This is a genomic window from Bacillus sp. SRI_025 (genome assembly GCF_057592095.1).
In genome coordinates this window covers 57,499-78,970 of record NZ_JBYEGB010000001.1, presented here as the reverse complement: position 1 = coordinate 78,970, position 21,472 = coordinate 57,499, and the positions used below count along the sequence as shown (strand labels likewise).

Sequence of the window (21,472 nt, the reverse complement as noted above, 5' to 3'; positions counted from 1 at the left end):
AAGCTGTCTTTTTTTATGGTACAATGGATATGGATGTAAGAAGAAAAAAGAGGTGTGAACAGAGTCAAATGAAAATTAGAAAAGCACACATCACAAGCGGACAACCAAAGACCTACAATGTATATTTACATGAAAATAAAAAAGAATATAAAACGCTTGTAGCCGTACCTGACATTGAATGGAGTATTTCCATTGCGTATGAGGACGAAAAAGAGCAGCTCATCCATTCGCTTGAACAATCTTTAATGGAAAGAGTAGAAACAGACGAAGCCCGTGACCTCGCACTCAAGATTGTGCACTGGGTCACAGAAATGTAAATTTAGAAACCAGGAGTGAAAACAGCGATGAAAGAAGAATCCGTAGACTTTTATTTGCAGCAGGGGATATTTGGACATGCTGAAACAAAACCTGATGAACGAAGGATGTTTCTTGGTTCATTAAGGGAACGAGCGCTTCTCGCCCTCACAAAGGGACAGGTATCAAGAAATAAACCGTATCAAGAGGTGGAGCAAGTATTGAAGGCCAATCGACAGGCCTCCCTTCTTTTAAATGGTGAACTGTCCTATGCTTCTTATTCTCAATATGTGAAAATGGCAAATGCCGCTGGATGTTCCTTTAAAGTGGTGAATCATCATGAAGCGCACTCTCCATTTGGTCTTGTCATAGAGATGCCAAGTGCGGTCAATCAAGAGCACATCTATCTAAAAGATGAGCTGTTTCAAAAAGCTTTTTCTCATGAATCTGTTGAATAGGTTTCCCTAGTGAAATGAATAAGATATAATGATTCAAAAGAGCATATGGGAGAGATGCGGATGGGCAAAGCGTTGATTTGTATTGATTATACAGTTGATTTTGTTGCAGACGATGGAAAACTGACATGCGGAAAGCCTGGACAGGCGATTGAGTCTAAGATCACAGAGATCACTTCTTCATTTATTGATGAAGGCCACTTTGTCGTCTTTGCTGTCGATCATCATGAAGAAGAGGACCCTTATCATCCAGAGACAAAGTTATTTCCGCCCCATAATATTCGCGGAACAGAGGGTATTGAACTTTATGGACAACTAAGTTCACTATTTCACACGTCAAAACATTTAAAACATGTCTACTATATGGAAAAAACAAGATACTCTGCTTTTGCAGGCACTCAATTAGAAATGAAACTGCGCGAGCGCGGCATCACGGAACTTCACTTAGCCGGCGTATGTACCGATATTTGTGTACTTCATACAGCTGTTGATGCGTACAATAAAGGCTTTGAACTTGTGATTCACCAAAATGCTGTGGCGAGTTTTAATGAAGCGGGGCACGAGTGGGCACTTTCTCACTTTGAGCAGTCGCTTGGTGCGAAAGTGGTTAAGTAAGGGAAGGAGAATGGAAGTTGGAGCATCGGTTTAATGACGACAGTTTATCACTACATACAGATCTTTATCAAATTAACATGGCAGAAACGTATTGGAGAGACGGCATACATGAGAAGAAGGCAGTCTTTGAACTCTTCTTTAGAAAGCTTCCATTTGACAATGGCTTCGCTGTATTTGCTGGCTTAGAAAAAGCGATTGAATATTTATCGGACTTTTCCTTCACTGAAAGCGATCTCGCGTATTTAAAAGATGAACTTGGTTATAAAAGCGATTTCATTGACTATTTAAGCGGATTGTCCTTTACAGGTACACTTCATTCAATGCGAGAAGGGGAAATTGTCTTTGCGAATGAACCGATTATGCGCATCGAGGCAACGCTTGTTGAAGCTCAGTTAATCGAAACGGCATTGCTCAATATCGTGAATTTCCAGACGCTGATTGCAACAAAAGCAGCTCGGATTAAAGGAATCATTGAAGATGAGACAGCTTTAGAATTCGGAACAAGACGTGCACATGAAATGGATGCGGCGATGTGGGGAGCAAGAGCGGCACTCATCGGCGGGTTCCAAGCAACAAGTAATGTTCGTGCTGGAAAACGCTTCAACATCCCAGTATCAGGAACACATGCTCACGCACTTGTACAAGCATACCGCGATGAATATACAGCATTTAAAAAATATGCTGAAACACATACAGACTGTGTCTTTTTAGTCGATACGTATGATACTGTCAGATCAGGTATTCCGAATGCGATTAAGGTAGCGAAAGAATTTGGAGACAAAATCAACTTCATTGGTGTCAGACTAGATAGCGGGGACCTTGCATACTTGTCTAAAAAAGCTAGAACAATGCTGGATGAAGCAGGATTCCATGATGCAAAAGTCATTGCATCAAGCGATCTTGATGAACACACCATTATGAATTTAAAAGCACAGGGCGCCAAAATTGATGTGTGGGGTGTTGGGACAAAACTGATCACAGCATTCGATCAGCCAGCCCTCGGTGCAGTGTATAAACTGGTGTCCATTGAAGAAAACGGCAAAATGAATGATACCATCAAAATTTCATCCAACCCAGAGAAAGTGACAACACCAGGCCGTAAACGGGTGTACCGCATTATTAATCAATTGAACCATCATTCTGAAGGTGACTACATTGCACTTGAAGAGGAAGATGTTCATAGTGAGGATAAACTAAAAATGTTCCATCCTGTGCATACATTTATTAGTAAATTCGTAACAAACTTTGTGGCGAAAGATCTTCACGTCCCGATTTTTGAACAAGGTAAACTTGTCTATGACAATCCAGATATTCAAACGATTCAAGCCTACGTGCAGGACAGTCTTGGACTCTTCTGGGAGGAATACAAACGAATCAGCAAACCAGAAGAATATCCAGTCGATTTGAGTCAAAAATGCTGGGATAATAAAATGCAGTTTATCCATGATGTGAAAAATAAAATCAAAAAAGAGCTTTATGAAAGCGAATGATTAGAAGAAAGGGAGATCATCAAGCCGGATGGTCTCTTTTTTTTATTTTGACCGATTGAAAATGAACTAAAAGCGCAATCATTTGGTATACTGAAAGCACATCTTGTTTGTCATGGCATAAAGGAGGATTGGAGCAGTTGAGGGTGTTTGTTGCGAGACAGCCTATTTTTAACAGAAAAGAACAAGTCGTATCATATGAGCTGCTTTATAGAGATAGTGAAACCAATACATATAGCGCTGAAGACGGTGATCAAGCGACAACGGACCTCATTATCAACAGTTTTCTAAATATCGGCATCGAAACACTGACAGAAGGAAAACGATGCTACATTAATTTCACCGAAAGCTTGCTTTCATCTGATCTGCTCACCTATTTTGATCCGCATCAGCTTGTGATCGAGATATTAGAAAATGTACCGATTACCCCGGCACTTATTATGAGATGTAAGCAGTTAAAAAAATGGGGATATACGATTGCACTCGATGATTTCTTCCTAAACGGAACACATTATAGTGACAAGCTGCTTGAGGAACTCCTCTATTGCATTGATATTTTAAAAATTGACTTTCTGAAAACGACAACGCAAGAACGAAGAGCTATTCTGAATACGTATAAAAAGTATCGCCTTCGATTTCTAGCAGAAAAAGTAGAAACGAGAAGAGAATATGAAGAAGCGCTAGAAGCGGGTTTCCACCTGTTTCAAGGGTATTTCTTTAGTGAGCCGCATGTGATATCAGGACGAGCATTATCGACCAGCTTCCATGCGTACCATCAGCTTTTAAATGAGTTAAGCAAGGACCAGCCGAATATCCAGACCGTGACCCATTTTATTGAAAGTGACCTTTCGCTATCATATCAATTATTAAAAATGCTGAATTCAGGCGGCATGAGACGTCTATATCAAATTAAGAGTATCCGGCAGGCGATTATCCTGCTTGGGTTTAATGAAATTCGGCGCTGGATCTTTATCCTTTCATTTAAAGAACTGAATGTCCAAGCTAACTCAAGCCAAAAAGAAATTATCAAAATGTCATTCATTCGTGCCAAAACGTGTGAACTGATTGCCTATCGGACTGAACGAGAGCACCCTGCCTCTTATATGCTGACAGGCATGTTTTCTCTCATCGATACACTTGTCAGGGCAGATATTACAGAACTTGTGAAGGAGCTGCCGCTTTCTGATGAAGTTGGCGAGGCACTGCTTGGCTATGAAAATGATTATTCTTTTGTGCTAGGTGTGGCCAAACGTATTGAACGAAATGAATGGGATGATGAAATGTTCGATGGAAATCTCCCGAAACAGGAAGCCTATGGCTGTTATATAGAAGCCATTGAATGGTGCCATAAAATGTTTGAATCTTAAGAAAAGCCGCTCGCGTGAGAGCGGCTTTTTCTTTGTCATGCCCACTGTAAAAGAAGGAAAAGTCTGCTGGAGGCAAGAGACAAGTAGATTCGAATGCCTTCTGGACTAAAGCGGATATCAATGCCGCTTTTCACCCCGATTTGCTTTAACATTCGGATGACACTTGTCGAATCAGAGCGCTCAGCAGCCTCCATGATGCGCTGCGCAAACGGAAGAGAGCTGGAAATTTGCTGCGTGATGAGTGAAGCATCAGCAACGAGACGGGCTGATTCCTTTGCGGCTCGTTGAAATGAGTGGGCATCAACTGGAGGAAAAGTCATTGGCGTGCGCGTCGGGTATGCGCTGTTCATTGCGGGAACCTGCAAAGCAGGATAAGGTACATAGTAAAACACATGGTCACCTCTTCTCTCATTGGCGTGAAATTGGACGGATATCTGTTCTAAATGTATGTAGAAAATCAGAATAAAGAATCAAAATGATCTTTCTATCTTTGTAATTCCAGCATAAAAATAGGTACTTTTGCGGTCAATTTCGGTGAATGTCGCCAAAAAATTGCGGTGTCCACAATAGCGTCTGTCGTCTGACCTATGACACGCAAAAACGAAGATATAGAGGGGATCGTACGTTCTGTTAGGAGAGAAGTGTGACGAATGATGCCTATTCCTGTCGCAAAAATGACGCAATTCCCTTGAAATTGAGATAAAAGTATGATTTGAAAAGTCAGAAAATGATGAAAAAAGACCTATTGAATTTTGCGGTATCGCGCACACGTTTTGTGCATACTTTTCGGTGAAAAAATACTCAATTACATTTACACTGTTAGTAACAGATCAAATACTTATGACCCAATCACCATACACAAATACATTGATCTTCCAAAAAAGGAGAGTGGAATCGATGGAAAAGTATGAAATCGAAGAACTTAAACAATTATTATGGAAACTTGAAAACGAAATCAGAGAAACAACGGCTTCTCTTCATAACATTAACAAAAGCATTGATCAATACGACAAATATGAATATGTGAAAATTTCTTAAAGACTTGATAATCATCAAGTCTTTTTTTTATCCAAATACATACAAAAAAAGGATATATTATTATATAATTGTTAAATAGCGATGTCAGTGGACATTTGCTCATGTCTTTTTAGTAAAATAAAAGGCGAAAGGGTGAGGTACAAGATCGAGTATGCTAAACTATCTAGAGAATACAAAAATCAAGCAGAATATGTCTGATTTTATTCAACATGCAGTCAGGCAGAATGATTTACAAAAGCTGCTTCTGAAATTTACTGATATAAAGAATGAATTCCCTTTTGGACAATTAGCTTACCAGCATTATGAGGCATTTGGCGGTCAAGACAAGCAAGCGATTACAAAACTGGCAGCAGGGATTGAACTTCTCATCTTATCAGCCGATATATTAGATGATATTGAAGATCAGGACAATGATTCGTATCCTTGGATGAAATGTCAGAGCGGAATTGCGATTAATGCGGCGAATGTTCTTTTTGTATTGAGCTTTGAAGTCTTTTCAAAGCTTGATCATGCACCGGAGCTTTTAAACAGTGTATACTCCTATTCCTTTCAGTCAATGCAAGGACAGTATTTGGATATGACACTGGAGCCGGAGAATGAGCAGGATTGTTTAAATATCATGAAGTTAAAGGCAGGATCACTGTTTGTGTTACCCTGTATGTTAGGGGTTATCTTGGCAACAGGTTCATTTGAAAAAAATGTAGAAGAATATGCTTATTATCTAGGCATGGCAGAGCAGCTTGAAAATGACTATGTGGCTCTTTTTAATAAAAAGAATATTGATTTTAAAAGAATGCAAACATTACCGCTAGTATATTTAAAAAATGAATTTAATCCATCCAGTTCAGACTTGCTCAGTTATTATCAATCAGAGGATAAGAGCATCGGCTCTGAAGAATTAAAGGATAAATTAAAAGAATCTGGTGTTCAACAATATGTATTTATTATGAGAAACCTTCTCAGAAATAAGTTTAAAGAAGCATTCAAAATACTACATTTAGAGGCTTCTAAAAAGGAAAAGCTAATACTCTTTTTAATTGGAGATGGAGAAGATGAACATTCAGAAACTAGTTAGTTATCTAGTGGAGAATCCTTTGGCATTAAAGCAAGTTGCAAATGGAAATGCATCGTTACTTCACGTTGATCAAGTGACTGCAAGCATTATTGTTGAAGGTTTTCAAAAAGAAGACACCATTAGATCAAAAAAATGGAGAGATGCTGGGTGAGTATAGAGGGTCTATGCAAAAATTTTACTCGAAATTAACTTTTATTTTACTGATCCTTAGCTTCATTTATGTGATTTATATTTCCTACATCAATGTGTTTAATATTTTTGTAGGAGCAGTCGTTTCGGTGAATAGTGACGGACAACTTGAAATAGAGGATGTTGTAGATTTTACAGACAGCTATTATGCTGGTGTGAGAAAAGGCGATATCATCCTTGAAGTGAACGGTAATAAAGAACCAACCAAAGAAGTAAGACGAGGTTATTTAGCGAATGTCAAGAGCTTAGTTGTTGATAGACATGGTGATGAAATTGAAATAGAGAATGTAAGCTTATTAAGTCAAGAAAATCTGTTTATTTATTTAATACCTATCATTTTTTATTCGATTTGTTTATTCTGTATATTTATGATTTTAAAAATCAATAAATCTAGGAAAAAAGAGTCTGCATACATTCTTGCTCTCTTTTTGCTAGCTGTTGCTGTAGCCTATGTAAGTTCTGGCGGCTCTGGTAAAGGGGAATATATTAGCGGTTTTATCGTCATTTCTACGATGACTTGTGTACCGCCGTTGTATATGCACTTTATGTATCAATATATAAAGGAATTAGGAACGGAAATTATTAGTTGGCGTGTACTTCTTTGTTTGTATGCCGTCCCTTTTATAAATATTGTATTAGAAATTCTGTTTAAAAATATGGTTTTAGCTGCTTTTAACTTACTTTCATTCTTTGCACTTGCATTTATTACGATTATTATCACTTTAAAGGCTGCTAAAAAGTTGAAAGGGACTGAAATCGGAAATGTCCTTAGTGCCTTTGCACTTATTTTGATCTCATCATTCAGTCCATTTATGCTATTTTTTATTATTCCTTATTTGTTTCATAAATATTTTATTTCACCTTATATCCTTGCATCGTTCGCTCTATTGATTCCGTTTTTTTTAGTCTATCAATTTATGACAAATAAATTATATAATGTTGATTTCTTCTTGGGGAGAATCAAATATTATAGTCTTTTAGCCATCACACCTACTATAGTGGTAGTCGTTATTTTTGATTTCATTCAGAAGCCAAGTGCTAACTTTTATACAATGAAATTTACGATTATCACGTATATTCTTATGCTCACTGTCTTCTATTTTAAAGAAATCATCGATTTCCGTTTTCGTCTGAAGCGTTTTTCAGAGAAGCATAATTATCAGGACAGTGTGTTTAAATTCACGCAGCTCATTCGTGAAGCGTCATCACTTCACCAAGTGTTATACCATTTGAAATACACCATTTTAGAAGTGCTTGTTGTTAATAAAGCTTTTGTGCTGCAAGTGAAGGCAGATGGACAGGTTGAAGAGATTGATGAATCGACAGAGGACAGTAAGCTATGGAAAAGGTATGTAGACCAATTTCAAGAATTATTAGGTGAAGTTGGTAAAATCATTGCGCTTGATAAAGGATTTATGATGAAAATTGGTGAGCGGGGCGGTCACTCTTTTGTGATTTGCTGTTTATCTAATTTACGGACACCAAAATTATCTCGTGATGAAATTTCTTGGTTGAAAACATTGGCATTTTACACCAGTGTCAGTTTAGAAAATGTCGTCAAGATCGAAGAATTGATGGAGCATCTTGACGATTTGAAACAGCGCGAGGCCAATCCTGCGTGGCTGAAGAAAATCATGTTTGCCATGGAAGAAAAGCAGCGCTCAGATTTAGCGAGGGATCTTCATGATTCCGTGCTGCAGGACTTGATATCGTTAAAAAGGCAGTCAGAGATGTTTTTAACGAATTTCCAAAACAACCAATGCCCAACCTCCATTGAAAATTCGCTTGTCTCATGGAACGATCAAATGTCTAAAGTGATTCAAACGACGAGAGAAACATGTCATGAGCTTCGGCCTCAGCTGCTGTATGATTTAGGTTTAGTAAAGGCGATATCGAAGCTGACTTCTCAAATTCAGGAGGAAGCACCGTTTCATATTAGGCTGAATACGACACGCTTTGATAAAGAATTGGACATTGATATTGATTCACAGCTGAATATTTACCGTATTGTTCAGGAGCTGTTATCTAATGCCCTGAAGCACTCTAAGGCCACTCAAGTGTTAGTGATGCTAATTTGTATTAAAGATCAGGTTGTTCTTCACTATGAGGATGATGGAGTCGGTTTTGATGCAAGTCATCTTGATCAGCACACAATGAGCATGGGGCTTTCGGGAATTAGAGAACGAGTGAAAGCGTTAAATGGAAAGCTTCAAATTCACACAGCACCGGAAAAAGGGCTCAAGGTGAAAATTGAAATGGAATTGTAACCATTTATTAAGGATTAAGACTTGGCATCAGCCAAGTCTTTTATATAAAATGGAAGTGAGTGATTTAAAGGGAGGAAGACATGAAGAAGATATTGGTCATTGATGATCATCCGGCTGTCATGGAAGGGACAAAAAGCATATTAGAATCAGACCAGCAGCTATCAGTCGATTGTTTAAGTCCTGATGCAGAAGCCGCCTTTTTAAAGACGCATGACTTTTCCATCTATGATGTGATTTTAATGGATTTAAATCTCGGGGATATCAATGGAATGGACATAGCGAAACAAATTTTAGAAACCAACCATCAAGTGAAAATTATCATTTATACAGGGTATGAAGTAGATGATTATTTTGAAGAGGCTATTCGGGCTGGATTACACGGTGCAATTAGTAAAACAGAGACGAAAGACAAAATTATTGAATACATACACCGGACATTGCAAGGAGAAGTTGTCATTCAGCTGTCCTATTTAAAGAAATTAATTTCACAGCAGCAAGAAAAGCCAGAACAAGCGCAGCAGACTGACCACGATCTCTTAACGGAACGGGAGTGTTTGATCCTTAGAGAAGTGGAAAAAGGATACACGAACCAGGAGATTGCCGATGTGCTTCATTTGAGCAAACGGTCAATTGAGTACAGTTTGACATCCATCTTTAATAAGCTGAATGTTGGATCTCGTACAGAAGCGGTGTTAATTGCCAAGTCTGAAAGTGTGCTGTAAACGTGTGAAGGGAGAGGGCCTTAATGAATGTGAGCGGATCAAATACACTGCTTGAGGCACTAGGCATTGAGATTATAGAGTGCAATGAATCACGATGCGTTGCAACAATGCCAGTCGATCACAGAACAAAACAGCCATTTGGACTACTGCATGGAGGAGCATCTGCTGCTCTAGCAGAAACAGTGGCGAGCATGGGGGCTGCGGCTCATTTAGACTTAACGCAGCAAGTTTGCTCAGGTATTGAAATCAATGCCAATCATTTAAAATCTGTGCGCGATGGAGTTGTGACAGCGACAGCTGTTCCTGTGCATGTAGGACGGCGTACAATGGTATTTCAAATCGATATAAAAGATGATCGAGACCGGCACATCTGTACGTCCAGATGCACACTTGCTGTCATTGATCGCATATAAAAAAGCTCCCGGTGCAGCGGAAGCTTTTTTTATATGCACGTTGAGAGATAAAAAAAAGAATGGCCCAACATATCAGGCCATTCTTTTTCGCTTTTTATAAATAAGAATCTTCTTTTCGTTTAATTACAAAGTTACGGAAACCGCCATAATCATCTTGTACACTGCGTTTGTCGAGCTTAACACCAGTATTGTAGGCGGCTCTTCCGATTAAGTGTGCGCCGACTGGTGCTGTCAGGAAGATGAATACGATGCCGAGAAGGATTTTTGCAGAAATAACGCCTGCAAGAAACCATTCATGAAAAAACACACCTACTAAAATCAGAACAACGCCAAGTGTCGATGCTTTTGATGCAGCATGCATACGTGTGTAAACATCCGGCAGGCGAAGGACACCAATAGCTGAAATCAAACAGAGGATAGCGCCCAGCAGGATAAAGAAAATGACGATGGCTTTAGCGATGACGATCATTTTCAATCACTTCCCCTTTCTCAAGAAATTTGGAAAAAGCGACAGTACCGATAAAGGCAAGGATACCGAGCAGTAAAATAATCTCAAAGAATGCAGTTGTTTTCAGTAAAATTGAAACGATGGCTGTCATCCCAATTAAATTGATTCCTATCGCATCAAGCGCACTCACACGATCAGGAATAGACGGACCTTTGATCACTCGTATCACAAAAAGCAAGGTAGACAGCGCAAGAATGCCAAGTGAAATTTGCAAAATGAGTTCCATTACTTACCGCTCACCTCCTGAATCGCTTTTTCAAATGAAACCCGGATATCGTGAATGGCTTTTTCAGCATCTTCAATATCCATCGCATGAATGTATAAAATGGAACGATCGTCGGAAATATCAATCACTAGTGTACCTGGTGTCAATGTAATCATATTAGCCAGTATGGTGATTTCCCAATCTGTTTTCAAATCCGTACGAAAGGCGAAAATACCGGGCTTAATCTTGAGCTTTGGAGATAATACGGTCTTTAATACACTTAAATTGGCAAGAAGCAGCTCGCGAATAAAAATGATGATCAGCTTGAAAATCGCATAAAGGGCATAGCCGTAAAAACGCTGCGGGAAAAATCGACGCAGCATAAAAATGGCGATCATCCCTAATGCAAAACCTGATACAAAGTCTGCGGCTCTGTATGTGTCATTCATAAACATCCATGTAAAGGCGAGGAGAGCGTTTAGTAATATTTGAAAAGCCATGTTCATCTACTCCTTCAGCACAGCTTGAATATATTTTTCTGGTGTAGAGAGCATTTCCGCTGCTTGATTGATATAAGGGGCAATGAACTCTGTCCCTAACCCAATGGCAAGCGATAAGACGACAAGCAGTACGCCAGGGTACACCATTCCTTTAATTGACGGCTTTCTTCGTCGCATATCCTGTTCCTCGCCCCAAAATGCGGACATGAAAATCTTCATAATAGAGTAGAGGACAAGGAGGCTGGACAGTAAGACCAAGATAGAAAACGTCATGTATCCAGCAGAAAATCCACCTTCCACAATTTTTAGTTTTCCAACAAAGCCACTCAGCGGCGGAATTCCTGCCAGCGATAAAGCCGAAATGAAAAACATCCATCCTAATAGAGGCTGAGATTGAATCAGTCCGCCCATTTTTTTCAGTTGGTTTGTGCCAGCGTACACAAAGAGGGCACCTGCCAGCATAAATAAAGCCCCTTTGATCACCATGTCGTGAATGAGATAATAAATGGCTCCTTGGAGTGATGCAGGTGTGTTGGCTGCAAATCCAAACAAAATGACCCCAACAGCTGTGACAATATTATAAATCACAATCTTCTGCACATCAGAATAGGCGATCGAACCTATCACACCGAATATCACCGTCAGTGCGGCAAGCCACGCCATGAGTGTATGGGTGAAGCCTGTATCGTGTATAAAAATTAATGTAAAGACTCTGGCAATCGCATATAAGCCAACCTTTGTGAGCAAAGCACCAAAAAGAGCTGAAATCGCTGCTGGCGGTGCATGATACGATCCTGGCAGCCAGAAATAAAGCGGGAAGATCCCAGCTTTTAAGCCGAATACAATGAGGAACAGGATGGAAATAACAGTGATTAACCCTGTTTGCCCTGATTCAGCTATTTTCACACTTAAATCAGCCATATTGAGCGTACCCGTCACTGCATATAAGCAGGCAACTCCGACAATAAATAATGCCGACGAGATGATATTAAACACAATATATTTGAGTGATTCACGAAGCTGAGGCTTTGATCCGCCTAATACAATGAGCATATAAGAGGCCATCAGCAGTAATTCAAAGAAGACAAACAGGTTGAATATATCTCCCGTTAAAAAGGCTCCGCTCACGCCAGCTAACAAAAACTGCACGCCAGAATAATAGAAGAGCCGCTCTCTTTCTTTCCCAATCGTTTGAAAGGAGAAGAGGACTGTCACAAGCCCGACAACGGAAGCAGTCAGCACAAGGAGTGCAGCAAATTGATCGGCGACAAGGGCAATCCCAAATGGTGCTTTCCAGCCGCCTAAATAAAGGGTTTGTATCCCATTTGTGAAAATCGTTTGAACCAAATATGCATTACATATAATGGCTGAGAGAGATGCCAAGACACTAAAAACTCTTGACAGCATGATGTTTTTATTCATAAAAATCAATAGTGTAGCAGCTAGTAATGGAATTAAAATAGGCAGGATCACGAGATTATTCATGCTGATCATTTCCTCTCATTTGATCCATGTCATCTGTTCGCAGCTCTTGGAAGGCTCGGAAGGCCATGACAAGTAATAAGGATGTCACACCAAAAGCAATGACAATGGCTGTTAAAATTAATGCTTGCGGCAATGGATCTACATAGGATGTGAGCCCCTCTTTTAGAACTGGAGGCGCTCCCTTTTTTAAGCCGCCCATTGTTAAAAGAAGCAAGTGGACGCCGTGACTCAAAACAGCAGTACCGACGATGACCCGCAGAAGGCTTTTTGACAGCATCAAATAGGTCGCCGCCATAAAAATAATTCCGACGATAATAGACATTAGAAATTCCATTATTCCTTCTCTCCAATCATTTGAATAATGGTCATGGTGACACCGACAACGACCAAATACACACCGATATCAAACAGGACGGCTGTCGCCAGTTCTGTTTTTCCTAAAAACGGTAATTGGAAATAATCAAATGCATGTGATAGAAAAGGTGCACCGAATAGAAAGGATCCCATACCTGTCAGGATCGCAACGAGCAAACCGGCTCCAGCTACATAAATAAAGTCAAAGGGTAAAATGCGTCTTACTGTTTTCAGATCATAGGCTAAAAGCAGAAGAACGACAGCCGCAGAACTCATCAGGCCGCCAATGAATCCGCCGCCAGGATTGTTATGCCCCGCAAGAAATAGGTGAAGGGAGAAAAGCAAGATGATGAATGCTGTGATTTTTGTTGTGACTTGCAAAAGCATATCATTCGTATCAATCTTTCTCATCGCCGCACACCTCTCTTCCGTTTTGCTTGTGTTTTTAATAACCCATAAATACCAAGTGCCGCAATGGCGAGCACAGTGATTTCAAAAAGGGTGTCAAAGCCCCTGAAATCGACAAGAATGACATTGACAATATTGTCACCGCCAGCAAGTTTGTAGCTGTTTTCAATAAAGTAAGTTGAGATAGTGTCAAGTGACTGCTGACTTGTGGAAGCGAAAGCTAGACAAGTGACAACAACCCCAACACCTAATGAAATGATGAAATTGGTCATTTTGAATCTTCTCGTTTTTTGCTTTAAGCTCAGCTTCGGCAAATGATAGAAGCAAAGCAAAAACAGTGCGACAGAAATCGTTTCAATAATCAGCTGCGTCAGCGCAAGGTCAGGTGCTCTGAAAATCACGAAGAATAATGACAGCGTGTAGCCCATGACACCTAGAGCAATAATAGCTGTTAATCGTGAGCTTGCGAATACTGTTGCAATCGTCGCCGCCACCATCACAAGTGAAAGAATCACCTCATACGTGCCAATTGAGGCAGCCTGATCTGTTTGAAATGAAAAGGCCTGCTGATAAAACATGACGCCGCCAATGACGATAATCATGAACCCAAACACATAAACAAGATAGTCACGAAGAAAACCAGTCATATAACTGTTTGTCAAGCGGTATGACCCTTTTTCCAAACCGATAAGAGAGCGGTCGTATAAAGCGTTAAATGACCATTTTTCCTTAAAGATGTTGTACATTGGACGCCATTTTGAAAGCGTCAAGTAGCCGATTGTGCCGAGTACAACAACACCTATTGTCATATAGAGCTCTGGCTGGAAGCCATGCCATGCTTCAATTTTCACAGAAAAACGGCTTCCTGTTTCAATCGCTTCAGGAATGATCGCCGCAATTGCGGGTTCGATGACAGAATAGGCAAGAATATTAGGGAAAAAGAAGAAGGTGACCACAAGTGCAGCTAGAATGATTGGCGGAATGAGCATGCCGATCGGTGCTTCATGCGGTTTTTTCTCCAATTGGTCTATATTCAGACGGCCTCTAAAAGTTTTAAAGAGGAGCATCATACTATAAATGAACGTAAAGACACTAGCAAGCCAAGCAAGTGCAGGGATGATAGCACCCCATGTTGAAACGTCCGTAAAGCTGATGTCAGAAATTCGTATCATACTTGTGAAAAATAGCTCTTTACTTAAGAAACCGTTAAATGGCGGTAATCCGGCCATTGAAAATGTACCGATTAACGTAATTGTGAAGGTAATCGGCATGATCGTCATTAATCCGCCTAATTTCCGAATGTCACGAGTTCCTGTTTCATGATCGATAATACCTGCTGCCATAAAGAGACTGCCTTTAAACGTAGCATGGTTAATGAGGTGAAAAATAGCTGCAAGAATGGCTGCGCCAAAAAAGGCAGGATTGTTTTCATGAATCGCAGCTGCGCCGACGCCAAGCATGAGCATAATCATGCCGAGCTGACTCACTGTCGAATAGGCCAGAATGGCTTTCAAATCGTTTTGCCGGACGGCGTGGAATGATCCCCAGAATAATGTGACAAGTCCAACAATGGAAATGGTCCAGAACCATACCTCTGATATAGCAAAGATTGGACTGAAGCGGGCAACAAGATAAATACCGGCTTTCACCATCGTAGCAGAATGCAGATAACTGCTCACAGGGGTCGGTGCTTCCATTGCATCAGGCAGCCAGATATAGAATGGGAACTGCGCTGATTTCGTAAAGGCACCTATTAAGATTAGGATCATGGCAGGAATAAAGTAAGGTGATGCCATAATGAGCTGAAGCTGATTGACTGCTTCACGAATACTGAATGAATCAGTAATCAGGTAAATGAGGATGAAGCCACCAAGCATAGCTAATCCGCCAAAAACAGTAATAAGCAGTGATTTCGTTGCTCCATACCTAGAGCGCTCCCGCTTATACCAATACCCAATTAAGAGGAAGGAAGAGATACTCGTTAACTCCCAAAACAAGTATAGAACCACCATGTTGTCAGAAAGAACGACACCCAGCATCGCGGTCATAAACATGAGCAAATACGTGTAGAAAGAGCCAAGCTGTTCTTTTTCCTTTGATAAGTAGAAAATACTGTACAGTACCACAAGTGCGCCGATACCTGTAATTAATAAAGCAAATAACAGGCTGAGACCATCGACATACACAGTGAAATTCATCCCTAAAGATGGAATCCATTCAGCCTGTGAGAAAAGCGTTCGTCCATTCGAAGTGATATGTAACATTTGGATGAAATAGGTAAATAAAAGAATCGGCAAGATGAGAACAAACCATCCTGTATGTATACGCTTCACATATTTGTAAAGGAAAGGTACAACAAAAGCGAGTAAAAAAGGTGATAGGATGGCGAAGTGAATAAGCTGCAAGAAAATGAACCTCCTTTGATCAATATAAATTCACGTTCTAAAGAACTGGTAATTAAAATTATAGCGTAAATACAGCCATAGTGCATTGGTTTGAAATGAATTCAAGCAAACTGTATTTGTTTTAGGTTCTTTTGACCACAAAAATAATTTTATCAAAAATGACACTCATTGTATATTGTTTTGTTTTTCGTACATGCTTTTCTTAAAGGAGCTGATCAAATGAAACGAAAGATCGCCATCAGCTTAAGCCTATTCTGCACGATTTTAGGAGGAGCATTCTTGATTGACCGAAATGATCAAAAAAGGTGGCAGGCCGGGAGTGAATGGCCTCTGTTTTCTGAGCATCTTCTTCACATGAGCTATCAAGAAACCAAGTTGTATCCTTTTCAGCCCAGGGAATATTTACGAATTGTATTAGCTGATGAATAAGAGATCCTATAGGATAAAAGAAATATAAAAAAAGCATGAGCCCATGTGAGAGCTCATGCTTTTTATGTGTGGTAGTTTAACTAAACATTCTGAGTAAGATCGTTGCACAGATAACAGTTGCTGCTCCGCCAAGTCGTGTAGATACTTGTGCGAAAGGCATAAGACCCATTCTTCCAGAAGCTGAAAGAATTGCAACATCACCAGTACCGCCAAGTCCGCTGTGACAGCCAGTGACAATAGCAGATTCTACTGGATACATGTTCATTAGTTTTCCAACGAAGTAACCAGAACCAACCATTGCGAGTACAACAGCGATACATACGCATACGAATGGAAATGAGATGACAGTTGCTACATCATCAAGTGGAATGTATAGAATACCAAGACCAACCATTAGCGGCCATGTAAAACTTCTTGATACAAACTTGTAGAACTGCTGTGAGCCATTTTGAAGATGCTGAGGCATCACGTTTAAGTATTTGATTAAAGCAGCAAGAACAATCATTAAGATTGGACCTGGAATATGAACAAAGCTTTCTAACAAACCACCAAAGATGAAGGTTGTACAAGCAACGAGTACACCAGCACCCATTAACCCGAAATCAACTTTTGCATCCATATCTGGCTGTTCGAAAATTTCGTTTGCTTCTTTAGATTTCACAAGACGGCCATTCCCATTTAGTTCAGGACGTTTCTCACCAAGCTTCTTCATTGCGCCAGCACAGATAATGGCAATGACGTTCCCAATGACAGCCGCAGGGATTAATTGAGAAATTAATGACTCTGCTGATACACCAAGAATTTGTGAATAAGCGATAGATAATGGCAAAATCCCTTCTCCAACACCACCGGCAATAATCGGTACAATAATGAAGAAGAATGAATGATGCGGTGTGTAACCAACTAAAAGGCCAACAAGGATACCAGCACTCACAGCTGCAATTGTACCTGCAACTAGAGGGACAAACATACGAATAAGGCCTTGTACTAAAACAGTCCGCTGCATCCCAAGAATACTACCTACTACAAGAGCAGAAATATAGAAGTAAAGGAAGTTCGACGTTTTCATAAGAGACGTAACCGCTTCCAATGAGTTCGGATTCAGAACATTAAAAAAGACCAGGAACGATGGTACGAATAAAGAAAGAATCGCCGGTCCACCAATATCTTTTAAGATTGGAATACGTTGTCCTACATCTCCAAGGAAAATCCCCAAAATCATAATAACAGCGAAACCACCAAGCATATTTGCTGGAATTTTATTAAAATAAGCGGCAGTTAAAATAATCGCTGCAAGTACTAAATACACAGGTAGATCAATAACACCAATTTTCCAAGACATGATCTTACGGAAAACGCTTTTATTATTGTCAGAATCGTCTGTAATCGATTTCAATTGTTGTGCATTAGCCACATAAACACCCCCAAATGCTATTTGTCTCAATTGTAGAAGATTCTGTGACACTCATCTATTTATTAAACTAAAATAAGTGTAATAAAAGTAAAATAAACAGGAGTTTTTGAGTTTTTTATCATACAAAAATCCCCTGAAGATAGTTTGTCCTTCAGGGGATTGATCATACATCGTATTTATCGTTTTCCTTTTAAATAAGGTGTACCAAGTGCTTTCGGTGCATCGGCACGTCCAATGAAGCCAGTAAGTGCTAAGATGGTGAGCACATATGGTGCTATGAGCATATACACATTCGGTATATCTTGGAACAGCGGCAGGAGAGAACCAATGATGCTTAAGCTTTGAGCAAATCCAAAGAATAAAGCAGCTCCCATTGCGCCAAATGGATGCCATTTACCGAATACAAGCGCAGCTAGTGCGATAAAGCCTTGTCCAGTAATGGTAGCATGGGAGAAATCAAGCGCGATCGTTGAGGCATAAACAGCCCCGCCCAGACCGCCAAACAGTCCACTAATGAAGACAGCGATATAACGCATCCGGTACACTTTGATTCCCATTGTATCAGCTGCCATTGGATGCTCTCCAACTGCACGAAGACGAAGACCAAATGGCATTTTAAATAAAACAAACCATGCAACCACCGCAAGGGCTAAAGCAAGTATGGACGTATAATAAACATCTTTAAAGAAAATATCACCAATGATCGGAATGTCACTTAAAAGGGGAATATCTCCTTTATAGAAAGGTTCTGTAATTTTATCAGTTTGTGCTTTTCCGTAAATCAGTTTTACGACAAACAATGTAGCGCCAAGTGCCAGCATGTTAATGGCCACACCACTGACCGTTTGATCAGCTCGGAAGGTAATGGTCGCGACTGCATGAATCAGTGAGAACAATCCGCCAACGGCCATTCCAACGAGAAGCCCAAGCCACGGGGTCAAGGCTCCAAACGTATCAGCAAAAAATAAGTTAAAGATAATACTGGAAAATGCTCCGACGACCATCAAACCTTCAAGACCGATATTGACAACACCTGATCTTTCTGAAAAGACGCCTCCAAGAGCGGTTAAAATAAGTGGTGCAGCATAAACAAGTGTAGCTGGGACGATGATTTCAAGTATTTGCAGAAATCCCACTTATTTTCCCCCCTTTTTCTTCATTTGTTGAATCACAAGACGAATAATATAGCTTGAGGCGACGAAAAGAATGATGATCGCAATGACAATATCAACAACCTCAGTCGGTACGCCTGATTCAAGCGGCATATTTAATGCACCGACCTTCAATCCACCAAGCAATAATGCAGCAAGGACAACACCAACAGCCGTATTTCCACCTAATAAAGCGACAGCAATTCCATCAAAACCTACGCCAGTAAACGAGCCTTTAATAGAGGCATATTCAAATGTACCAAGACCTTCCATAGCGCCTGCAAGACCTGCAAAAGCACCTGAAATGAGCATCGCATAAATGATATTGCGGCGAACGTTCATGCCAGCATATTGTGATGCCTGCTGATTCATTCCAACAGCCCGTAACTCAAACCCTTTAGAAGTTTTTTGAATAATGACCCACATCACGACCGCCGCAATAATGGCAACAAAAATACCGTTATGCATCCGGGAGAAATCAGTGATCTGCTCAAAAAATCCAGAGCGAAGAGAGGCAGTGGCATCGATTTTATCTGTTTTATCTTTATTATCTGTTAAGACATTTGAGATTAAATAGTTTGTGACATGAAGGGCAATGTAGTTCATCATGATGGTGACGATGACCTCATGCACATAAAAACGAGCTTTTAAAAATCCGGGAATAAAGCCCCATAGAGCACCTGCAGCAGCTGCGGTGATGAGTGCAAGCGGCAGATGAATATACATAGGTGCATGGACAGTTGTTCCAATCCATACAGCAGCTACCCAGCCAACAAGCATTTGACCTTCGACACCGATATTAAACAGGCCTGTCCGAAATGCAAAGGCAACAGCAAGACCTGATAAAATATAAGGTGTCACTTGCCTGATGGTTTCTCCCATATAATAGGTTTCACCGAAAACGCCATTCCAAAGGGCGCCATAGCCTTCGATGACACTATAACCGCTTGCCAGCATAATAATGGCCCCAACCAAAAGACCAAGTACAATGGCTATAAGCGGAATCAGCAGATTTGTTAAGCGATTAGACATTTGCTTCTTTCCCCACTTCCTGTTGCGTACTTCCAGCCATTAATAGGCCAAGCTCTTGCTCTGTTGTTTCTTTTGGATCAACAATGGCCACAATGCTGCCTTCGAAAATGACAGCGATCTTATCACTAACATTGATAATTTCATCAAGCTCAAAGGAGATGAGCAAAACGGCTTTGCCAGAGTCTCTTTGCTCAATGAGACGTTTATGAACAAATTCAATCGCACCAACATCAAGTCCTCGTGTCGGCTGAGCGGCAATTAATAAATCAGGATTGCGGTCCACTTCACGGCCGATAATGGCTTTTTGCTGGTTACCGCCTGACAGGGCGCGCGCTTCTGTATATTCACTCGGTGTTCTGACGTCATACTCCGCAATGATTCGTTTTGCCTTTTGATAAATATTCTTCATATTCAATAAGCCGAATTTTGAATAAGGACGCTGATAATACGTTTGTAAGGAAATGTTTTCTCCAATTGAAAAATCGAGTACAAGTCCATGTTTATGACGGTCCTGAGGAATATGTCCAATCCCAGATTCGGTCACTTTACGAGGCGGGAGATTTTGAATGGCTTTCCCGTTTAGCATGATCGTGCCAGATTCTGATTTTTTTAGACCGGTAATGGCTTCAATTAATTCAGACTGGCCATTGCCGTCTACCCCAGCAATTCCAACAATTTCGCCAGCCTTTACTGAGAGGTTTAACTGTTTGACCGCTTCAATTCCTCTGGCGTCTTTTACTGTGAGGTCTTGAATTTGAAGAACTTCCTCAGCAGGAGAAGCAGCTTTTTTGTCTGTTTTAAATGACACTTCACGACCAACCATGAGGCTTGCAAGTTCGTCTTTATTTGTGCTTTCCACATCAAGTGTACGAATACCTTGACCTTTTCGGATAATGGTCACGCGATGACAGGCATCCATAATTTCTTTCAGCTTATGGGTGATTAAAATAATGGATTTGCCTTCATTGATTAAGTTTTTCATGATTTGTATGAGTTCTTTGATTTCTTGAGGTGTTAAAACGGCCGTTGGTTCGTCGAAGATCAAAATGTCAGCGCCGCGGTAAAGTGTTTTTAAGATTTCTGCACGCTGCTGCATACCGACAGAGATGTCAGATACTTTTGCGGCAGGATCTATTTTTAAACCATAGCGGTCAGAAAGCTCTTGTACTTGCTGTATGGCTTGCTCTTTGTCAATCTTTCCAAACTTCTTTGGCTCTTTACCTAAAATGATGTTTTCAGCGACAGTAAAGGTATCGACAAGCATAAAGTGCTGATGCACCATTCCGATGCCTAAATCACTAGCATCATTTGGACTAGAGATGGTCACGGGTTTTCCGTGTACCTTGATTTCACCTTTTTCAGGCTGGTACAGTCCGAAAAGCACGTTCATGAGCGTTGATTTTCCAGCGCCGTTTTCACCAAGCAGCGCATGAATTTCGCCCTTTTTTAGCTGCAGCGTAATGTTGTCGTTTGCTACAATGCCAGGGAATTCTTTGCGTATATTCAACATTTCAATGACATAATCCACAGGTTTAACCGCTCCTTTTTTAGGGTGCTGATGAAGATAAAAACTAGCAAAAGAAAAGCTGCAAAACGAGGCTGCAGCTTTTCTTTTACCACCTTTTACGAATAAAGAGGAGGTAAAGGAGAGGCAAGGGG

General features: G+C 40.4%; 24 protein-coding genes. 12 read left to right on the top strand and 12 right to left on the bottom strand.

Going from position 1 to position 21,472, the window contains the following annotated elements; genetic code table 11:
• The first annotated feature begins 68 nt into the window (after nucleotides 1-68).
• From AC20OE_RS00470 to AC20OE_RS00450, 5 genes are all read left to right on the top strand, one after another.
• Nucleotides 69-317: a YueH family protein gene (locus AC20OE_RS00470; protein WP_098677647.1), complete on the top strand. Its 249-nt coding sequence runs from the start codon at nucleotides 69-71 to the stop codon at nucleotides 315-317.
• Between the two features lie 27 nt (nucleotides 318-344).
• Complete coding sequence (locus AC20OE_RS00465) at nucleotides 345-752, top strand: YueI family protein (protein WP_099663621.1); 408 nt, start codon at nucleotides 345-347, stop codon at nucleotides 750-752.
• Between the two features lie 60 nt (nucleotides 753-812).
• Nucleotides 813-1,364 (top strand): cysteine hydrolase family protein, encoded by a 552-nt coding sequence (locus AC20OE_RS00460; protein ID WP_024425949.1) that lies wholly within the window; start codon nucleotides 813-815, stop codon nucleotides 1,362-1,364.
• Between the two features lie 17 nt (nucleotides 1,365-1,381).
• The gene (locus AC20OE_RS00455; protein ID WP_024423327.1) at nucleotides 1,382-2,854 is read left to right on the top strand and encodes a nicotinate phosphoribosyltransferase; all 1,473 of its coding nucleotides are present in this window, start codon (nucleotides 1,382-1,384) and stop codon (nucleotides 2,852-2,854) included.
• A gap of 137 nt (nucleotides 2,855-2,991) precedes the next feature.
• The gene (locus tag AC20OE_RS00450) at nucleotides 2,992-4,218 is read left to right on the top strand and encodes an EAL and HDOD domain-containing protein (protein ID WP_047203313.1); all 1,227 of its coding nucleotides are present in this window, start codon (nucleotides 2,992-2,994) and stop codon (nucleotides 4,216-4,218) included.
• Between the two features lie 35 nt (nucleotides 4,219-4,253).
• On the opposite strand, the gene AC20OE_RS00445 is transcribed toward AC20OE_RS00450, so the two are convergent.
• Nucleotides 4,254-4,610: a YuzC family spore coat inner layer protein gene (locus tag AC20OE_RS00445; RefSeq protein ID WP_099663620.1), complete on the bottom strand. Its 357-nt coding sequence runs from the start codon at nucleotides 4,608-4,610 to the stop codon at nucleotides 4,254-4,256.
• Between the two features lie 505 nt (nucleotides 4,611-5,115).
• Between AC20OE_RS00445 and degQ the strand changes: the two genes are divergently transcribed.
• The 6 genes from degQ to AC20OE_RS00415 all read left to right on the top strand — a co-directional run bounded on the left by degQ (nucleotide 5,116) and on the right by AC20OE_RS00415 (nucleotide 9,922).
• Complete coding sequence (degQ, locus tag AC20OE_RS00440) at nucleotides 5,116-5,256, top strand: degradation enzyme regulation protein DegQ (protein WP_003213123.1); 141 nt, start codon at nucleotides 5,116-5,118, stop codon at nucleotides 5,254-5,256.
• Between the two features lie 151 nt (nucleotides 5,257-5,407).
• Nucleotides 5,408-6,331 carry a polyprenyl synthetase family protein gene (locus tag AC20OE_RS00435; protein ID WP_058838082.1) on the top strand — a complete coding sequence of 308 codons (924 nt, stop codon included), beginning with the start codon at nucleotides 5,408-5,410 and terminating at the stop codon, nucleotides 6,329-6,331.
• On the top strand, nucleotides 6,309-6,482 hold the full coding sequence (gene comX, locus AC20OE_RS00430) for a competence pheromone ComX (protein ID WP_058838081.1): 174 nt from the start codon (nucleotides 6,309-6,311) through the stop codon (nucleotides 6,480-6,482). Before AC20OE_RS00435 ends, comX begins: the two co-directional genes overlap by 23 nt.
• A 13-nt stretch (nucleotides 6,483-6,495) precedes the next feature.
• Nucleotides 6,496-8,787, top strand: a complete 2,292-nt coding sequence (locus AC20OE_RS00425; protein WP_487267990.1) for an ATP-binding protein — start codon at nucleotides 6,496-6,498, stop codon at nucleotides 8,785-8,787.
• A gap of 80 nt (nucleotides 8,788-8,867) precedes the next feature.
• Complete coding sequence (comA, locus tag AC20OE_RS00420) at nucleotides 8,868-9,509, top strand: two-component system response regulator ComA (protein WP_024423322.1); 642 nt, start codon at nucleotides 8,868-8,870, stop codon at nucleotides 9,507-9,509.
• A 23-nt stretch (nucleotides 9,510-9,532) separates the two neighbouring features.
• Nucleotides 9,533-9,922, top strand: a complete 390-nt coding sequence (locus AC20OE_RS00415) for a hotdog fold thioesterase (protein WP_059375892.1) — start codon at nucleotides 9,533-9,535, stop codon at nucleotides 9,920-9,922.
• Between the two features lie 94 nt (nucleotides 9,923-10,016).
• Here AC20OE_RS00415 and mnhG read toward each other — a convergent pair whose 3' ends face one another.
• The 7 genes from mnhG to AC20OE_RS00380 are packed head-to-tail and all read right to left on the bottom strand — an operon-like array spanning nucleotide 10,017 to nucleotide 15,787.
• Entirely contained in the window at nucleotides 10,017-10,391 is a 375-nt protein-coding gene (gene mnhG / locus AC20OE_RS00410) for a monovalent cation/H(+) antiporter subunit G (RefSeq protein ID WP_024423320.1), read from the bottom strand.
• Complete coding sequence (locus AC20OE_RS00405) at nucleotides 10,375-10,656, bottom strand: Na(+)/H(+) antiporter subunit F1 (RefSeq protein ID WP_039181117.1); 282 nt, start codon at nucleotides 10,654-10,656, stop codon at nucleotides 10,375-10,377. Before AC20OE_RS00405 ends, mnhG begins: the two co-directional genes overlap by 17 nt.
• On the bottom strand, nucleotides 10,656-11,135 hold the full coding sequence (locus AC20OE_RS00400; RefSeq protein WP_059375889.1) for a Na+/H+ antiporter subunit E: 480 nt from the start codon (nucleotides 11,133-11,135) through the stop codon (nucleotides 10,656-10,658). Before AC20OE_RS00400 ends, AC20OE_RS00405 begins: the two co-directional genes overlap by 1 nt.
• A gap of 6 nt (nucleotides 11,136-11,141) precedes the next feature.
• A complete protein-coding gene (locus AC20OE_RS00395; RefSeq protein WP_044332445.1) occupies nucleotides 11,142-12,620 on the bottom strand; it encodes a Na+/H+ antiporter subunit D in 1,479 nt (492 codons plus the stop codon).
• Complete coding sequence (locus AC20OE_RS00390) at nucleotides 12,613-12,954, bottom strand: Na(+)/H(+) antiporter subunit C (RefSeq protein ID WP_024423316.1); 342 nt, start codon at nucleotides 12,952-12,954, stop codon at nucleotides 12,613-12,615. The genes AC20OE_RS00395 and AC20OE_RS00390 overlap by 8 nt, the downstream gene beginning before the upstream one ends.
• The gene (locus AC20OE_RS00385; RefSeq protein WP_039181111.1) at nucleotides 12,954-13,385 is read right to left on the bottom strand and encodes a Na(+)/H(+) antiporter subunit B; all 432 of its coding nucleotides are present in this window, start codon (nucleotides 13,383-13,385) and stop codon (nucleotides 12,954-12,956) included. The genes AC20OE_RS00390 and AC20OE_RS00385 overlap by 1 nt, the downstream gene beginning before the upstream one ends.
• Complete coding sequence (locus AC20OE_RS00380) at nucleotides 13,382-15,787, bottom strand: Na+/H+ antiporter subunit A (protein WP_341084361.1); 2,406 nt, start codon at nucleotides 15,785-15,787, stop codon at nucleotides 13,382-13,384. Before AC20OE_RS00380 ends, AC20OE_RS00385 begins: the two co-directional genes overlap by 4 nt.
• Before the next feature lie 219 nt (nucleotides 15,788-16,006).
• Here AC20OE_RS00380 and AC20OE_RS00375 point away from each other — a divergent pair, with 219 nt between their 5' ends.
• Nucleotides 16,007-16,216 (top strand): hypothetical protein, encoded by a 210-nt coding sequence (locus tag AC20OE_RS00375; protein ID WP_024423313.1) that lies wholly within the window; start codon nucleotides 16,007-16,009, stop codon nucleotides 16,214-16,216.
• A 76-nt stretch (nucleotides 16,217-16,292) separates the two neighbouring features.
• Here the strand turns inward: AC20OE_RS00375 and AC20OE_RS00370 are convergent, their stop codons facing one another.
• The 4 genes from AC20OE_RS00370 to AC20OE_RS00355 all read right to left on the bottom strand — a co-directional run bounded on the left by AC20OE_RS00370 (nucleotide 16,293) and on the right by AC20OE_RS00355 (nucleotide 21,341).
• On the bottom strand, nucleotides 16,293-17,630 hold the full coding sequence (locus tag AC20OE_RS00370) for a 2-hydroxycarboxylate transporter family protein (RefSeq protein ID WP_487267984.1): 1,338 nt from the start codon (nucleotides 17,628-17,630) through the stop codon (nucleotides 16,293-16,295).
• Between the two features lie 176 nt (nucleotides 17,631-17,806).
• Nucleotides 17,807-18,766: an ABC transporter permease gene (locus AC20OE_RS00365; protein ID WP_024423311.1), complete on the bottom strand. Its 960-nt coding sequence runs from the start codon at nucleotides 18,764-18,766 to the stop codon at nucleotides 17,807-17,809.
• Nucleotides 18,767-19,813 (bottom strand): ABC transporter permease, encoded by a 1,047-nt coding sequence (locus AC20OE_RS00360; RefSeq protein ID WP_039181102.1) that lies wholly within the window; start codon nucleotides 19,811-19,813, stop codon nucleotides 18,767-18,769. It lies immediately after the preceding gene.
• Nucleotides 19,806-21,341 (bottom strand): ABC transporter ATP-binding protein, encoded by a 1,536-nt coding sequence (locus AC20OE_RS00355; RefSeq protein ID WP_039181099.1) that lies wholly within the window; start codon nucleotides 21,339-21,341, stop codon nucleotides 19,806-19,808. Before AC20OE_RS00355 ends, AC20OE_RS00360 begins: the two co-directional genes overlap by 8 nt.
• Nucleotides 21,342-21,472 lie beyond the last annotated feature (131 nt).

What these genes read in the sequence shown, in the direction of transcription:
- AC20OE_RS00405 (WP_039181117.1), bottom strand. Translation starts at nt 10,656, where the DNA reads ATGGAACTCATTTTGCAAATTTCACTTGGCATTCTTGCGCTGTCTACC.
- AC20OE_RS00415 (WP_059375892.1), top strand. Translation starts at nt 9,533, where the DNA reads ATGAATGTGAGCGGATCAAATACACTGCTTGAGGCACTAGGCATTGAG.
- AC20OE_RS00425 (WP_487267990.1), top strand. Translation starts at nt 6,496, where the DNA reads ATGCAAAAATTTTACTCGAAATTAACTTTTATTTTACTGATCCTTAGC.
- AC20OE_RS00360 (WP_039181102.1), bottom strand. Translation starts at nt 19,813, where the DNA reads ATGTCTAATCGCTTAACAAATCTGCTGATTCCGCTTATAGCCATTGTA.
- AC20OE_RS00385 (WP_039181111.1), bottom strand. Translation starts at nt 13,385, where the DNA reads ATGAGAAAGATTGATACGAATGATATGCTTTTGCAAGTCACAACAAAA.
- degQ (WP_003213123.1), top strand. Translation starts at nt 5,116, where the DNA reads ATGGAAAAGTATGAAATCGAAGAACTTAAACAATTATTATGGAAACTT.
- AC20OE_RS00465 (WP_099663621.1), top strand. Translation starts at nt 345, where the DNA reads ATGAAAGAAGAATCCGTAGACTTTTATTTGCAGCAGGGGATATTTGGA.
- AC20OE_RS00460 (WP_024425949.1), top strand. Translation starts at nt 813, where the DNA reads ATGGGCAAAGCGTTGATTTGTATTGATTATACAGTTGATTTTGTTGCA.
- comA (WP_024423322.1), top strand. Translation starts at nt 8,868, where the DNA reads ATGAAGAAGATATTGGTCATTGATGATCATCCGGCTGTCATGGAAGGG.
- AC20OE_RS00375 (WP_024423313.1), top strand. Translation starts at nt 16,007, where the DNA reads ATGAAACGAAAGATCGCCATCAGCTTAAGCCTATTCTGCACGATTTTA.
- AC20OE_RS00435 (WP_058838082.1), top strand. Translation starts at nt 5,408, where the DNA reads ATGCTAAACTATCTAGAGAATACAAAAATCAAGCAGAATATGTCTGAT.
- mnhG (WP_024423320.1), bottom strand. Translation starts at nt 10,391, where the DNA reads ATGATCGTCATCGCTAAAGCCATCGTCATTTTCTTTATCCTGCTGGGC.
- AC20OE_RS00390 (WP_024423316.1), bottom strand. Translation starts at nt 12,954, where the DNA reads ATGGAATTTCTAATGTCTATTATCGTCGGAATTATTTTTATGGCGGCG.
- AC20OE_RS00395 (WP_044332445.1), bottom strand. Translation starts at nt 12,620, where the DNA reads ATGAATAATCTCGTGATCCTGCCTATTTTAATTCCATTACTAGCTGCT.
- comX (WP_058838081.1), top strand. Translation starts at nt 6,309, where the DNA reads ATGAACATTCAGAAACTAGTTAGTTATCTAGTGGAGAATCCTTTGGCA.
- AC20OE_RS00470 (WP_098677647.1), top strand. Translation starts at nt 69, where the DNA reads ATGAAAATTAGAAAAGCACACATCACAAGCGGACAACCAAAGACCTAC.
- AC20OE_RS00400 (WP_059375889.1), bottom strand. Translation starts at nt 11,135, where the DNA reads ATGGCTTTTCAAATATTACTAAACGCTCTCCTCGCCTTTACATGGATG.